Annotated in this window: 17 protein-coding genes and 1 pseudogene; 7 read left to right on the forward strand and 11 right to left on the reverse strand. The window is 55.9% G+C overall.

Annotation, left to right across the window (positions count from 1 at the left end):
* Positions 1-112: pseudogene (locus ACO6BQ_RS04800) on the forward strand (secretion protein HlyD); the annotation flags it as partial.
* Between the two features lie 8 nt (positions 113-120).
* On the opposite strand, the gene hutW reads toward ACO6BQ_RS04800, so the two are convergent.
* The 3 genes from hutW to ACO6BQ_RS04815 form a co-directional block, all read right to left on the reverse strand.
* On the reverse strand, positions 121-1,773 hold the full coding sequence (gene hutW / locus ACO6BQ_RS04805) for a heme anaerobic degradation radical SAM methyltransferase ChuW/HutW (protein ID WP_489119782.1): 1,653 nt from the start codon (positions 1,771-1,773) through the stop codon (positions 121-123).
* The gene (locus ACO6BQ_RS04810; RefSeq protein ID WP_489119783.1) at positions 1,770-2,270 is read right to left on the reverse strand and encodes a flavodoxin family protein; all 501 of its coding nucleotides are present in this window, start codon (positions 2,268-2,270) and stop codon (positions 1,770-1,772) included. The genes hutW and ACO6BQ_RS04810 overlap by 4 nt, the downstream gene beginning before the upstream one ends.
* Before the next feature lie 361 nt (positions 2,271-2,631).
* Positions 2,632-3,435, reverse strand: a complete 804-nt coding sequence (locus tag ACO6BQ_RS04815; protein ID WP_489119784.1) for a DUF134 domain-containing protein — start codon at positions 3,433-3,435, stop codon at positions 2,632-2,634.
* 142 nt (positions 3,436-3,577) lie between these two features.
* On the opposite strand from ACO6BQ_RS04815, the gene ACO6BQ_RS04820 reads away from it, so the two are divergent.
* The 3 genes from ACO6BQ_RS04820 (at position 3,578) to ACO6BQ_RS04830 (ending at position 4,699) form a co-directional block, all read left to right on the forward strand.
* Positions 3,578-3,790 carry a hypothetical protein gene (locus ACO6BQ_RS04820; RefSeq protein ID WP_489119785.1) on the forward strand — a complete coding sequence of 71 codons (213 nt, stop codon included), beginning with the start codon at positions 3,578-3,580 and terminating at the stop codon, positions 3,788-3,790.
* A 149-nt stretch (positions 3,791-3,939) separates the two neighbouring features.
* Positions 3,940-4,311 carry a cupin domain-containing protein gene (locus ACO6BQ_RS04825; protein WP_489119786.1) on the forward strand — a complete coding sequence of 124 codons (372 nt, stop codon included), beginning with the start codon at positions 3,940-3,942 and terminating at the stop codon, positions 4,309-4,311.
* A 28-nt stretch (positions 4,312-4,339) separates the two neighbouring features.
* On the forward strand, positions 4,340-4,699 hold the full coding sequence (locus tag ACO6BQ_RS04830; RefSeq protein WP_489119787.1) for a hypothetical protein: 360 nt from the start codon (positions 4,340-4,342) through the stop codon (positions 4,697-4,699).
* 49 nt (positions 4,700-4,748) lie between these two features.
* On the opposite strand, the gene ACO6BQ_RS04835 is transcribed toward ACO6BQ_RS04830, so the two are convergent.
* Positions 4,749-5,015, reverse strand: a complete 267-nt coding sequence (locus tag ACO6BQ_RS04835; protein ID WP_314664168.1) for a type II toxin-antitoxin system RelE family toxin — start codon at positions 5,013-5,015, stop codon at positions 4,749-4,751.
* Positions 5,012-5,233, reverse strand: coding sequence for a type II toxin-antitoxin system RelB family antitoxin (gene relB / locus ACO6BQ_RS04840; protein ID WP_314664165.1), 222 nt, complete (start codon positions 5,231-5,233; stop codon positions 5,012-5,014). The genes ACO6BQ_RS04835 and relB overlap by 4 nt, the downstream gene beginning before the upstream one ends.
* Positions 5,234-5,361: 128 nt before the next feature.
* Here relB and ACO6BQ_RS04845 point away from each other — a divergent pair, with 128 nt between their 5' ends.
* Positions 5,362-6,093 carry a hypothetical protein gene (locus ACO6BQ_RS04845; RefSeq protein WP_489119788.1) on the forward strand — a complete coding sequence of 244 codons (732 nt, stop codon included), beginning with the start codon at positions 5,362-5,364 and terminating at the stop codon, positions 6,091-6,093.
* 81 nt (positions 6,094-6,174) lie between these two features.
* Here ACO6BQ_RS04845 and ACO6BQ_RS04850 read toward each other — a convergent pair whose 3' ends face one another.
* From ACO6BQ_RS04850 to ACO6BQ_RS04870, 5 genes are read right to left on the reverse strand one after another with little or no spacing between them, the layout of a single operon-like run.
* Complete coding sequence (locus ACO6BQ_RS04850) at positions 6,175-6,939, reverse strand: amino acid ABC transporter ATP-binding protein (protein ID WP_069179858.1); 765 nt, start codon at positions 6,937-6,939, stop codon at positions 6,175-6,177.
* A gap of 10 nt (positions 6,940-6,949) precedes the next feature.
* The gene (locus ACO6BQ_RS04855) at positions 6,950-7,654 is read right to left on the reverse strand and encodes an amino acid ABC transporter permease (RefSeq protein ID WP_489119789.1); all 705 of its coding nucleotides are present in this window, start codon (positions 7,652-7,654) and stop codon (positions 6,950-6,952) included.
* Entirely contained in the window at positions 7,638-8,399 is a 762-nt protein-coding gene (locus ACO6BQ_RS04860) for an amino acid ABC transporter permease (RefSeq protein ID WP_489119790.1), read from the reverse strand. The genes ACO6BQ_RS04855 and ACO6BQ_RS04860 overlap by 17 nt, the downstream gene beginning before the upstream one ends.
* 18 nt (positions 8,400-8,417) lie before the next feature.
* Positions 8,418-9,278 (reverse strand): transporter substrate-binding domain-containing protein, encoded by an 861-nt coding sequence (locus ACO6BQ_RS04865; RefSeq protein WP_489119791.1) that lies wholly within the window; start codon positions 9,276-9,278, stop codon positions 8,418-8,420.
* Positions 9,279-9,291: 13 nt separating this feature from the next.
* Complete coding sequence (locus tag ACO6BQ_RS04870; RefSeq protein ID WP_489119792.1) at positions 9,292-10,299, reverse strand: uroporphyrinogen decarboxylase family protein; 1,008 nt, start codon at positions 10,297-10,299, stop codon at positions 9,292-9,294.
* 187 nt (positions 10,300-10,486) lie between these two features.
* On the opposite strand from ACO6BQ_RS04870, the gene ACO6BQ_RS04875 reads away from it, so the two are divergent.
* Both ACO6BQ_RS04875 and ACO6BQ_RS04880 read left to right on the forward strand, forming a co-directional pair.
* On the forward strand, positions 10,487-11,641 hold the full coding sequence (locus ACO6BQ_RS04875) for a trans-sulfuration enzyme family protein (protein WP_489119806.1): 1,155 nt from the start codon (positions 10,487-10,489) through the stop codon (positions 11,639-11,641).
* 5 nt (positions 11,642-11,646) lie between these two features.
* The gene (locus ACO6BQ_RS04880; protein ID WP_489119793.1) at positions 11,647-12,816 is read left to right on the forward strand and encodes a MalY/PatB family protein; all 1,170 of its coding nucleotides are present in this window, start codon (positions 11,647-11,649) and stop codon (positions 12,814-12,816) included.
* 68 nt (positions 12,817-12,884) lie between these two features.
* Here ACO6BQ_RS04880 and ACO6BQ_RS04885 read toward each other — a convergent pair whose 3' ends face one another.
* Positions 12,885-13,889, reverse strand: coding sequence for an endo alpha-1,4 polygalactosaminidase (locus tag ACO6BQ_RS04885; RefSeq protein ID WP_489119794.1), 1,005 nt, complete (start codon positions 13,887-13,889; stop codon positions 12,885-12,887).
* Positions 13,890-13,897: the final 8 nt, after the last annotated feature.

Raw genomic sequence — 13,897 nt, forward strand, 5'->3', positions numbered from 1 at the left:
GAACAAGGAGGCAAACCGGACGCATAGCAAGGGCTATGTGGAGGATTTGCCGACAAAGTTCGGGCAAAAAAGATGCGTCAAGATGGCGTGGCTGAATTTATCAGTGCTTCCTATAATATATTACACAGCTTTTCCAAGTTCACGCGACTGCGTGCGCATGACCGTATTGAGATCGAGGGCGGAACGGTCTGCAGCACGTTCCTTCTCTCGTTCCTTTTCGATGAGGTTTTTCAGCATCTGCATGTGTGGGTGATTCTCAAGCTCGGGGGACGGCTTGCCCGAGAGTGCCGCCGCCATCTGCGCGGGCATCCCGTCGGGGAACATCGCCTCAAGCATGGAGCGCACAGACTTCGGAATCATGTCCTGCAGGGCGACATTCTCCTTGCGGAGCTTCACCTCGTCCTCTTGCGTGAGCGCATACGCCTCGAGGAACCCCTGGATGAGGTTGTCATGCCAGAACTCACCTGCAAGGGTCAAACGGAACCCCGTCGCCATACGCGTAATGAGCCCGTTCTCCGCCCATGCGGCAAAAAGCGGCTCAAGTTCGGTGAGGAGATCGACACCGTACTTCTTCTCGAAGAACGGTGCATACAGGTAGCCATGCTCGATCTGATCACCGATCTCGCTGTGCATACGATGCTCATCCGCCTGTTCGCCCATGAACTGGAACGGCTTCGTACCCTCCTCCACCATCTTCTCATACGGTGCGAGCGCACCGTGGTTGCGCCACATCATCTGACCGATGAAGCCGCCCGCTCCCGAGCCGAACGCGAGAACGTCGTTGCCGCGCTTGGCAAGTGTATTGTAGATGCTGCGCTCGCGGTGATCGGTCGTCCAATGCGTCGTGTCGATGCGGCGCGCCATCGGATACTCCGCGACAATCTCAAGTCCGCGCTTGAAATACTCCGCCTGTTCCTCCGTGGTTGGGAGCATCGGCAGATCCCCCGCATCGATGCGGCGTGCGAGCTCGCTGCCCGGGAAGACGTTGAGCTGGTAGAGGTCGCCGCCCGCAATACCGAGCTCGAACTGCGTACGCACGTCGTTCTCCCAGATCTCCATCGACTGATAGGGCAGCCCATAGATGAGGTCTGCAATGACGACAGCTCCCTGCTTCTCCACCATGCGGCGCAGCGTCTCAATCACCGTATCGCGGTCATCGATACGCCCGATTGACTGACGGACACGCGTATCAAAGGACTGTACGCCAAGCGAGAAACGATTGATGCCCGCTCGCATCGCAGCATCCACCTTGCTCTCGCTGAGGTCATGGATGCGTCCCTCAAGTGTGATCTCACAGTCGCTCGTCAGCGGCAGCCGCTCGCGTACCGTACGCACAAGCCGCGCGAGATCCGCGTCACCGAGTGCCGTCGGTGTACCGCCCCCGAAGAATACGGCTTGGAACGGCGCACCCGTAACATATGGCGTATCCGCCGCCGCCTCGATCTCGTCGATGAGGACATCGACATAGTGATGCACTGCCTCCTCGCGTGTGAAATTCTGGAAGAAGCCGCAGTAGCTGCATTTCTTATCGCAGAACGGGATGTGAATGTAGACCGCACGCTCATCGGCAGGGTCAGGAGTCTGCGCCATCAGCTCCGCCCAGATCTGCGCCTGCTCCGCCTTGTCCCCGATCATGCGCTTGCCGCCCGCGCCGGGATGCACGACGCGCTTTTTCGTAAAGGCACAGCCCAGCGGATTCTCCGACTTCGTGCCAAGCAGCCAGCCGCGTGCCTCCTCCGAGAGTGCCGCGAGTTTTGTCTCAAACGTATTCATGCGAGTACCTCCTTTGCCGCCGCAATGACCTGCGCGAAATCGTTTTCATCCGGGTGACTTGCTGCCGCCGCATAGCGCACCGCATTCTCCTCAGTGAACGCATGCACATTGTCCTTCGGCATACTCTTGAACATCTCGATGAGCATCGGGTCGATCGCGCCCTGCACGAGGATCGCGCCCAGGATCTCATTCGACGCATCGAACAGTGTACGGATATTTTCGATGCACTTCGCGCAGTGCTCCGAGTCCGGCTCTGCGCCAAGCGTGCCATAGATGAACACGCGCCGCCCACGCAGGCTCTCAATGTACTTCTTCGCCGCAGCATCCGCCGTTCCACGGTCGATCCATATACCAACACAGAGCGTTGCACTCTCTGGCACTGCCGACGTGTCCTTGACACTGTGGCAGGATGCGTCGAGTGCTTCCGCCAGACGCTCCGCGACCTTTTTCGTATTCCCCGTACGCGAGGAGTAGATCACTGCAATATCGTTTCCCATAAGAATACACTCCTATATATTAACGTGAATATCTTTGCTGTTTGATTCATGTATATAATATAACAGGTCTTCCAAAAAATCAAGGGTTTTTTGTAAAAATCATAAAAAATAATTATGAATCAAATTCATGTTTACATTCTTATATAGGAATCTTATAGGTATACATATTCTTTCTCAATTGTATTCTCAATTATATCAAGCCGTTGAGAATATGGTTATTCATATTCTCTTCAGAAATCAATTCCGCTTTATTTTTATACTTTATTGAAATATTATTCACTATTCTATTCTATATATAACTTTTAACTATATTCATTCCAACAAAAAACACCGCCAAAGCGGTGCTTTCCATCGTGTAATCTCAGTGTGCGCCGTGTCCGTGATGACCACAGTGCTCCCCGTGCTTATGATGTCCGTGTCCACAGCTGTGACCTTCATGTCCCTCATGACCGCAGCCATGCCCGTGTGCATGATCCTTGCCGTGCTGATGCTGGTGGCGGTGCGTACACTTGCCCTCATCCGCGCTTCGCTCAAGCGTTCCCGCGAGATACTGCTGCACAGCCGCATCTGCGCTGCCCTTCACACCGGATACGAGCGTAATGCCCGCCTCCGCAAGTGCCGTCTGTGCACCCGCGCCGATGCCGCCACAGATCACAACATCCGCTTTCGCGTTGTGGAGGAAGCTCGCGAGTGCGCCATGCCCCTCACCGACCGTGTCCACAACTTCCGAGGACTGCACTGTACCGTCCTCGACATCATAGAACTTGAACTGTTTTGCTCTGCCGAAATGCTGCTCAATCTTCTCATTTTCGAAAGGTACTGCGATTCTCATTGTATGCTCTCCTTTATCCTGAATCCCGAGGACTGTCGGATGTTCGATCCGATATGCGCCGCCCGCAATGCGGATGCGCTTCCCGCAGATGATTGCCTCCGCGAGCTTGTAGCGCGCCGCCTCGTAGATGCTCGTTACCGTCGCACGGGACACGCCCATCGCGGCGGCACATTCCTCCTGCGTCTGTCGCCCATAGTCGATCTGACGGATCGTCTCGAGCTCATCCAGCTGGAGGACAACGGACTCCTCCGTCTCCTCTTCCGCATCCTCCGGCGCAAAACTCCAAAAATCCGGATAAGCACCGATGCGTCGACATCTCTTTGGTCGCGGCATAGCTCCTCCTTTTCTGTCATATGACAGTTATCATCTTAGCAAAGTTTTCAGCATATGTCAATTATGTTTTTCTTGTGCTTGACAAGTATGATAGAATAGAAAATAGAAGTGAAAGTTTATTGTATTTTGGGAGGTAATGGTTATGAAAAAGATGATTGCAGGGCTCTTTGCGGGGCTCATCCTCGCCACCGGCGCACAGGTACTCGCCGATGGCTGGGAAGGTGGGGTGCAGCGTCAGAACACGGCGTACTGCTATGGCGGCAATGCAGGTTACTGCTACGACGGTGACTCCGCACAGACATCACGCGATGCGAGCGCAAATCAGAGACGCGGCTACTGTGGCTGTGGACGCTGACGTTAGTCGAGCAAACGAGCGGGTCTGCTTGGAGGATATCATCTTTCAAGCAGACCCGTTCTTTATTGTGGCAGGATATCTATATCCAACGACGAATCATAATAACAGCAAATATTTTTACAAACGAATAAATGAGAGGAGAATCCATCATGAGTACATCGATTACAAACGACTTTGAGACGCGTCACTATCGTCTCGCTGACGTGGCAAAGACGGGCGACGTCGCCACGCGCACGCCGATCTACAGTACAGAGTCGACGAGCGGCGTGGTCTGGGTACTAAAGCCGGGACAGGAAATCAAGCCGCACGGTCACGCAAAGGCGGACGACATCTGGATCTGCATACAGGGTGAGGGCTTATTCTATCCCACACCCAATGAGGAGCGGCCCATCACAAAGGGCGATGTTATCATCTCAGCGAAGGGCATGTGTCACGGCATGAAAAATACGGGCATGGAGGACTTTATCTTCGTCGGCATCCTTGCGCCCGTTCCGTCAGATTATTTCCCCATTGAGGGGTGATCCTCAGACGTAAGTGGAGGCAAGGAAAATGCCCGCACAATCACATCGTCCAAATACAAAAGCAGCCTCTCCACCAAAGCCGATCGCATGGTGGAAAAAGCTGCTGATCGCCGTGTTTGGCACATACATCGCGACAAAATTTTTCGGGCTCATCGTCCCCGATATCAGTGCCGCAGGTATATTTCCGCACACGGACGGGGATGGGCATACAGAGAAGCCTCCCATCCCAACAGACGAATATCCCGATGATACATGGGACTATCCTGCGGAAGATCGGTACGAGGATGAGGATATCTATGCGCATGAGGATGACCTGCCGCCCGCAGAGGATCTTTATGCCGACTGGAATGACTGGAACGAGGGCTATGATGACGATCATTTCAGCTGAAGTGGGCGACGGTACGAATGTATAACGCATATCGTCGCTCCTCATGATGTCAGTATATTTCCCGCCGATGCCCGATAGCAAGTGCAAGGATGACAAGGCGATCGTCCTCGATGACACAGATCAGGCGATAGTCGCCGATGCGGTAACGCCACTGCCCCTTTCGGTTCGCTGTGAGTGCCTTGCCGAATGCGCGCGGATTCTCGCAGCACAGGAGTTTTTTCTCAATCCACGATTTAATCATTAGCTTCGTATACGGATCAAGTTTTTTGACATCCTTCTTTGCCCGCTCGGAATAAATCAGTTGATAGGACTTCATGATGTCATCACATCATTCCAAAACTCCTCATGGGAATATGTCGTTGGATTCGCCTGATACTCTGCATACGCCTCCTCGGCAAGCGCGATATCGTACTCATCCTCGATCTTTTCAAAGAGCGCCTGCTTGAATGCCTCGCCGAGCGAGATCGCGTGCAGCTTCGCATAGCTCTCCGCGAGAGCCTTCTCTGTGTCTGTCAGTCGGATCGAAAAACTCATTGTGACTCCTCCTTTTTGATTACAATGTACTACACCAAATTTTCTTTGTCAAATTCTATTTAAGATGCAAGCCCCCCCCCGATAATACTATTAGAAGGAATTGTATCCCACGGATTGGAGATGGTAACATGCGTATTGGAGAGAATGCAGGTAAGCTCCCGTTCCTGCAGACGGAGAACGCAGCGGCAGGAAAATCGGAGCAGAAGAAAAGCACGGTGACAGATATCCTGAGCCGCGCGGTCGAGGTCTATATCAGTGCGAAGGGAAAATCCCTGAACGAGAGCGCGGATATGGAGGAAGATCTGACCCCCGCAGAGCTGGCACTTGCGGCGAATGATAAGGAGCTCGCCGATAAAAAGGCAAAGAAAGCACAGGCGGCGGAGATCGAGAAGCGCATTCAGACGGATGAGGGCCTCACGGACGAGGATAAGGCAAAACTGCAGAAGCAGGCGGACGAGCTGAAACGTGCCGGCATGACCGACGAGGACAAGCTGAGCGAGCTGCACGGCAAGGTGGAGAAGCTCGACAAACTTGTGACGGATGGTTTTGCCACTGACAAAGAAATCGAAAAACAGCGCGATCTGTATCAGTCGCAGATCGGTCGTCTGGAATCCGAAATGAAGGCGAAAGAACACCACAATATGAAGCTGTGCGGTCAAGCGATACAGGAGCGTGCCGACCACGATGCAGAACTCACGAAGGCGCAGGAGAAGGAACGCGCGGCACTTGCGGCCGCGCAGCCGGATGACCTGACCGCACTTGCCGCGCTCAGAGAGTATCAAAAGACTGCCGCTGCAAAGAAACACGCAGACCGCAGCACAATCGTCGTTCCGACCAATAAGAGTACAAGCGATACATAGGAAGCACTGCACGCAAACGGCGGCAGCCCGCGAGGAAGACCTCACGGACTGCCGCCGTTTTATGTTTTATTGTAACGTCGCTCAGATCAGCGCCGCCGGCTCGTACTCCTCTGGCAGGATACGGCGGAGGAAGCGGCGCGTGCGCTCCTCGCGCGGCGCGGTAAAGATCTCCTTCGCGCTGCCCTCCTCAACGATGACACCGTCTGACATAAAGACGACATGGGTCGCAACCTCCTGTGCAAACTTCATCTCATGGGTGACGACGATCATTGTCGTTCCCTCCTCGGCGAGTGTCTTCATAACCTGCAGGACCTCGCCCACGAGTTCGGGGTCGAGTGCCGAGGTGGGCTCATCGAAAAGGATGACATCGGGTTTTGCCGCAATGGCGCGCGCAATTCCGACACGCTGCTGCTGTCCGCCCGAGAGCTGCGCGGGATAGTAGTCCGCACGCGCCTCCATGCCGACGCGGCGCAGCGCCTCCATTGCGATCTCGTGCGCCTCGTCCTTTGCGATGCCGCGCCCGACGGTCAGCCCGAGCGTCACATTCTCGAGCGCGGTCTTGTTCGCAAAGAGGTTGTAGTTCTGAAAGACGAATGCGGTCTTTTTCCGCACGTCTGCAATTTCACGGTCACTCGCCTCCGCAAGGGAGAGCTGCGTCCCATGAAAGTCCATCGTGCCGCCGTCGGCGCGTTCGAGGAAGTTGAGGCAGCGCAGGAAGGTGGTCTTTCCCGAGCCGCTGGGTCCCAGGATAACGACGACATCCCCCTTGTTCACCGCCAGACTGACATCCTTCAGCACCTCGGTCTGCTCAAAATTTTTGCGTACATTCTGAACCCCAAATAGCATACGCCACCTCCTAGAGACTTCGGAACGCCCCGACACGCCGTTCTGCCGCTGCAAAGAGCAGCTGAACGATGGTGCAGAGCACGAGATAGACGACGAACACATCGAGATACGCCTCGATATAGTTGTAGCCATAGGACGCGGCGATCTTGCCGACCGCCATGATGTCCTTGACCGTCATGAGGAACGCGAGCGACGTGCCCTTGATGAGATTGACCGTAATATTGCAGATGCTTGGCAGTGCCACGACAAGTGCCTGCGGGATGATGATATGCAGATAGGTCTGAAATGCGCTCAGCCCGCTCGCAAGCCCTGCTTCAAGCTGTCCCTTCGGGATCGCAAGCAGTGCTGCACGAAATGCCTCGGTGAGGAGGGCAATCGTATTCAGTGTAAAGATAAAGACCGCGTAATAAAACGGATCGACTGCCTCAAATACGTTGATCTCCAGCCCCAAATCCTTCACCGCGGCATTGACAAGGCTCGGAAGGAGACTGTAGAGCAGGAGAATCTGCAGGATCAACGGAGTACCGCGTACAAAGGAGACATAGAAGCGTGCGATCGTCCCTCCGACACGCCGCCCGCGCACGCGCAGGACGGCAAAGTAGAACGCTGCGGGTGCGGCGAGGATGAGAGAAAGGGCGGTCAGCGAGAGCGTCACGCCCGCCCCCTGCCACACGAGCAGGAAGGTTTCCTGCATAAAGTCAAGATCCAACTCCAACGGTGTCCCCTCCTCTCCCCGTCGCTTCCTTCGTATCCGCAGCGCGCAGACTTGTACCTACATCAAGGCGCTTTTCCACCAGAGCAAAGACCTGCTCCAGCAGGAGCACGAGCACCCAGTAGATGAGCAGTGCGGCAAGGTAGACCTCAATCCCATATGCTCCGAAATTCTGCGCGATGATGAGATTGCCCTTGCCGATCATATCAATCAATCCGATTGTATAGGCGAGAGACCCCTCCTTCAGCAGATTGATCGTCGCATTGCCGAAGTTTGGCAGTGCCACGAGTGCCGCCTGTCCTAGGATCACGTGCCGAAACGCCTGAAACGGTGTCAGCCCCGCACTCACCGCCGCCTCATACTGCCCGCGCGGAACGGCTGTGTACGCCGCGCGGAATACCTCCGAGATATACGCACTGAAGAGCAGCGTAAATGTAATGATGGCAAAGACCGCACGGTGCAGCTCATTCATGTCGTACCGAAATGCCGCCTCCATGAGCTTTGGCAGACCGTAGAATACGATGAACAGCAGAACAATCGATGGTGTGCAGCGCATGACGTACACATATGAGAGTGCCGCCCATCGGAGCAGCGCAGTACCACTGAGATTTGCCCACGCAAGAAGCCCCCCAAGGAGAGACCCGAGTGCAATGCTGACAAGAGCCACAAGGAGAGTTACATCGAGATATGTGAGGAGGTCGGGCAGCACCTGCGCGATCATTCCTATGTCAAATGCGCGTGTTTCCATCCCGTGTGGCTCCTTTCATCAGTTCAGATATGCCGACAGGCTCTCCCCAAAATATTTCTGCTCAAGCTCCGCAATCTTACCCTCGGCACGCAGCTCCTCGATCGCCTTGTCATATTCATCCGCAAAAGCCTGTTCCTTCTTGTTAAAGATCGGATAGGTCGGAATCCCCTTGTAGCGGATGTACGTCAGCTTGTCGCTGAATGAATGATAGGGCGCATCCTCCTTCTCGATGTTGTTCTTGTAGCTCAGCTCGACCTCAAGATAGCCGTCGTAGCGCCCCTCCATGACCCAGCTGTATGCGTCCGCATTCTGGAAAGCCTCGGACGAGGTCAGCTTAATCTCGTTTCCGGGGTTCTCCTTGTTATAGGTGTCGATGACCATGTAGCGCGCATCCTGCGGCGCAATCGGGACGAGCTTGCCGCTGAACTTCGCAAAGGACGGCAGATCCTTGATCTCATTCGCCGTATCCTTGCGAATCGCAAGACCGATCACGCTCGCACCGATGTTGTTCTTCGGGAACACATACTTTTTCTTTCGTGCATCCGTGATCCAGATTCCCTTTGTACCCACATTGTACTTGCCCGACTCGACACCGATCAAGAGATCATCATCCGAGGTCGGTACAAACTTGAATTCATACTGCGGCAGCTTCTTCGCTACCTCCTTCATCACGGCGACCTCAAATCCGTCCGACTCGCCCTGCTCGTTCACGTAGTCATACGGCACATAGTAGTTCGTGTGTGCGACCGTGATTGTCTTCTTGCCATCTGCGGACTTCGCCCCGTCCGCGCTGTCCTTGCCGCAGCCGGTGAGCCCTGCTGCGAGTGCCGCCGCGAGGAGGCCCGTGAGTGCTGCCTTGCCGATTTTCTTGAAATTCATGTCATTCTCTCCTTTATCGCGCGCCCGCTGCGCCGCGTACCCAGTCAAAACGCTTCCAATCAATGTCACGGGGCACAGTGCAGTCCGCGCCGAGAAGGACGCCTGTTCGCCCGGCCGCCGCGAGGATACGCTCGGTCTCCGCCTCGATCTCTGCACGCGTGCCGCTATAGAGGATGTCCGTCGGCAGATTGCCGAAGCCGCCGAGGATCGCGTGTGCGGGGAAAATCCTGCGCCCCTCTTCGAGCGGCACCCCCTCAACCACCGCTGCCCAATTGATCGTCTTAGCATTGTAGTCCTTGTACCATTCGAGTTCATTGCGATGTCCCGCATAGCCGCAGATATGGAGGATATTGTAGGGACTTGCCGCGTTCGCGGCGCGCAGGATCTCCTTTTCGCCCGGCGCGAACACCTCCTCATAGACGGCGCGGTCAGCCCCCTCACCGACGAGGTTCTGCAGGCTGAAATAGATGCCCGTCACGCCCGCCTCCGTGATCATGCGATGTGCGAGTTTTGCGAGGTCAGCGGAGATCACGGCGAATGCCTGCTTTACCGCCTCCTTGTCCTCACGCACAAGCTGTGCGAGAAATGCCTCATCCTCCGCGAGCGTCCCCGGCTGCATAAACTTGATCGTCGTACCCGCGCAGAAGATGTTGTAGAACGTCGCGACCTCCGTGCCGTACCTCCGCGTAATCTCCTTCGCGTAGGCGACCTGCCGCGTAAAGAAGGGATGATCGTCCGGGAGCGGCTGCACCTTTGCGAGCTCCGCCGCCGTGCGCGCCGTCTGCACCGCCGGATTCGGATAGGAGAAGAAGCCGTCCGTCATGATCTTGACGAAGTCGGGCTGCGCCTCCTCGATGAAGCGAATCTCACCGTCCAAGACCTTCTTCTCAAGTTCCGGATGCGTGTAGGCATCCGCGTGAATCTCATCGTCGAGGAAGTGGAACCAAAAGCCCGCAGGCACACGCTCCACCTCTTTGCGGTCCATTGCATTCAGAACCAGTTCTTTTTTTGATATTCCCATAACGACACCCCATTCTTTAAAATCTTGTTTGCATATATGTTTTTTATTTAACGTGTCGACATCATACAACGGATTAACATAGTTGTCAAGCATGTTTTATATATTTTTTGATTGACATATGCGTGGCAATCCCGTTATAATGTAAAAAGCAAGCAATACATATCGGATAAGTTAGGGAGGATATATGATGAAAGATTTCTCTGCCGAAGTACACGGCTGCCACACATATGACGCAACGGGCGCGCTCACGACGCCCGTCTATCTGTCCGCGACGTTCCGCCATCCGGCATTCCGCCGGAGCACAGGCTATGACTATGGACGTGTCGCAAACCCGACGCGCACGGCGCTCGAGCAGACGATTGCCCTGCTCGAGGGCGGCGGACGCGCGTGGGCGCTCTCCTCAGGCATGGCAGCAGTCAACCTTGTTTTCGCTCTTTGCCGGGCAGGCGACCATGTGCTCCTGCCGGAGGATCTCTACGGCGGCACGGTGCGGCTGGCGAACGAGATTTACAGCCGCTACGGCATTGACTTCGAGTACATCGACATGCGCGACATCGCGCTCGCCCGTTCACGGATGCGGAAAGAGACGAAGCTCGTCTTCATCGAAACGCCCTCGAACCCCATGATGTTCGTCACCGACATCCGCGCACTCGCAGAGATCGCGCACGCACATGGCGCGCTCCTCGCCGCGGACAACACCTTTCTCTCGCCGCATTTCCAAAAGCCGCTCACACTTGGTGCAGACATTGTGATCGAGAGCGGCACAAAGTATCTCTGCGGGCACAACGATGTGATCTGCGGCTTCCTCGCCGTAAAGGATGCGGACTCCGCTCTTGCAAAGGAGATCGAACTGCTCGTGAAATCCGAGGGGCCGAACCTCGCCCCGATGGACTCCTGGCTCATGCTGCGCAGCCTCAAGACCCTCGGCGTGCGTGTCGAACGCCAGGCAGAGAGCGCACGCGCCATCGCTGCGTGGCTGCGCACTCTGCCCGAGGTCACGGATGTCTACTATGCGGGTCTCTCCGACCATCCCCAGTATGCACTCCACCAGTCGCAGAGCACGGGCTGCGGCGGCATGATCTCATTCAAGGTGAAAACGCCTGAGATCGCGCAAAACGTCCTTGCCCATCTGAAACTCATCGCATTTGCCGAGAGTCTCGGCGGCGTCGAGAGTCTGCTCACCTATCCCATCGTCCAAACGCACGCAGAGATGCCCCGCGACCTCATCACGCGCACGGGACTGGATGACCGCCTCCTCCGCCTCTCCGTGGGGCTTGAGGATGTAGACGATCTAAAGGAGGATCTGGAACAGGCGCTCAAGAAAGCCGCTCAGAAAGGATAATGTATATGCCCATTAATTTTGACGAAATCATCGACCGCAGGAACACCTCCTGTCTGAAATACGACTTCGCCGCTGAACGCGGCTACCCCGCAGACATTCTGCCATTCTGGGTCGCGGATATGGACTTTCGCACGCCCACCCCTGTGATTGATGCGCTGAAAGCACGCGCCACACACGGCATTTTCGGCTATACGCAGGTGAAGGACGACTATTTCACCGTTCTTCAGAACTGGTTCCGCACGCGCCATGACTGGACAGTTGAGCGGCGCGAGCTCATCCTCACGCCCGGTGTTGTCTTTGCGATCGCGACCGCCATCCGTGCCTTTACGATAAAAGGCGATGCCGTACTCATTCAGCAGCCCGTCTACTACCCCTTTGCAAATATGATTCGACAGAATGAGCGCGTGATCGTCGACAATCCCCTGCGTCTGATCGAGGGACGCTATGAAATCGACTTCGCGGACTTCGAGCAGAAGATCATCGAGCATCGTGTAAAACTCTTCATCCTGTGCAGTCCGCACAATCCCGTCGGACGCGTCTGGACACGTGCGGAACTCGAACAGATCGCCGCCGTCTGCCTGCGCCACAACGTCATCGTCGTCGCGGACGAGATTCACGAGGAGTTCGTGCGCCCCGGCTTCCGTCACATCCCGTTCGCCGCAATCTCCGATGAGGCGGCGGCAATCTCCATCACCTGCACCTCGCCGAGCAAGACCTTCAACCTCGCGGGGCTCCAGATCTCCAACATCTTCATCCGAAACAAGGAGCTTCGCCGCCGCTTCAAAGATGAGCTGAGCCGAACCGGCTACGACGAGCCGAACACGCTCGGTCTTGCGGGCGCAAAGGCAGCGTACGAGCACGGTGCAGCGTGGCTCACGGAGCTCCTCGCCTATCTGGAAGAGAACAACACACGCACAAAGGCATTCCTCGCGCAGCACCTCTCGAAGGTGACGCTCATCGAGCCCGAGGGCACATACCTCCTCTGGCTCGACTTCTCCGCCTATGGGCTTTCGGATGAGGAACTCAACGCAAAGATCATCCGTGACGCACATCTCTGGCTCGACGACGGCCCCATCTTCGGTGCGGGCGGCAGCGGCTTCCAGCGTATCAACACCGCCTGCCCGTGGAGCACACTGGAAAACGGACTCGAACATCTCGCAAAGGCATTCCGCTGAACAAAAAAGCTGCTCTGATACGTATTTAACGCATCAGAGCAGCTTTTTCGATAACTATATGTCAAGTTTTATTGTTCTTCTTTAAAGTACTGCCATGCATCCATGACGTCGAGAAAAGCACCGTCAAAGCCCGCCGCCATGATCTTGTCAAGATAGGCATCGGGGCTGCCGTAGAGGAGGTCATGCCACTCCTGCGACCAATAGCGCGCCTTGTAGCTGCCCGGCCACTCGGGATTCGGCTCGGCGAGCCAGTGCGGGCGTTCATTCGACCATGCGGACTTCCAGTAGGTGCGGTAGTCCGCCGCCTCACCGACGCTCATATAAGAGAGGAGAATACGCTGCCCGCCGTTTGCCTTGCGCTTGAGCCGCGCCGTCTCTTCCTTCGAGAGCGGACGATCCCCGTAGTAGAGATCTACAATGAGGAGGTCATAGTTTGTCTCAGAGAGTGCCTTGAGGTACGATTCCCGTGTCTTGTAGTGCTCGGGATTGAGCAGGACAAGGAAGTTCTTCACCTGTTTCAGCTGCGTGACATTGTTGGTATTTTCGTTCATCGGCCGGCGGTCGGGGATCACATCGAGGAGGCGATCGCCGCCGTCGGCGATATAGCCCTCCGCCGCGCCCCATTCCTGCACATGACGGATCTTCTTGCCCTTCACATAGTCGAGGATAAAGACCTGCTTGCCCGCGAGCAGGGGCTTACGCAGCATCGCAGCGAGAAACTCATCCGTCTCCGCATCGTTGCGCTCCGCCTTCTCCCCGTCCTCCTCGTAGCCGTCATAGAAGCGCGACTCCATAAAGAAGCCGTCAAGAGCGCGGATGAGACGTGCGACGTTCTCCTCAGAGTTATCCTCCGTCGCTTCAAGGAGCCCCGTCGGCCCATTGCCGACGAGCAGAAAGCCCGGCTGCTTCCCGCGTGCATAGTCACCAAGCTGCGCCGTGAGATCGATCATCGCCGTCTCCGGAACAATGCGTGTCGGTCGGGGCAGTTCGGCGGCAGTATTGCCGCAGGCTTGTCCGAACAGTCCCGCTGCACCAACCAAGAATGCGGCAAGCCCCTTTTTGATATTCCCCATACATCCTC

This window comes from Centipeda sp. (in: firmicutes) (assembly GCF_057271695.1).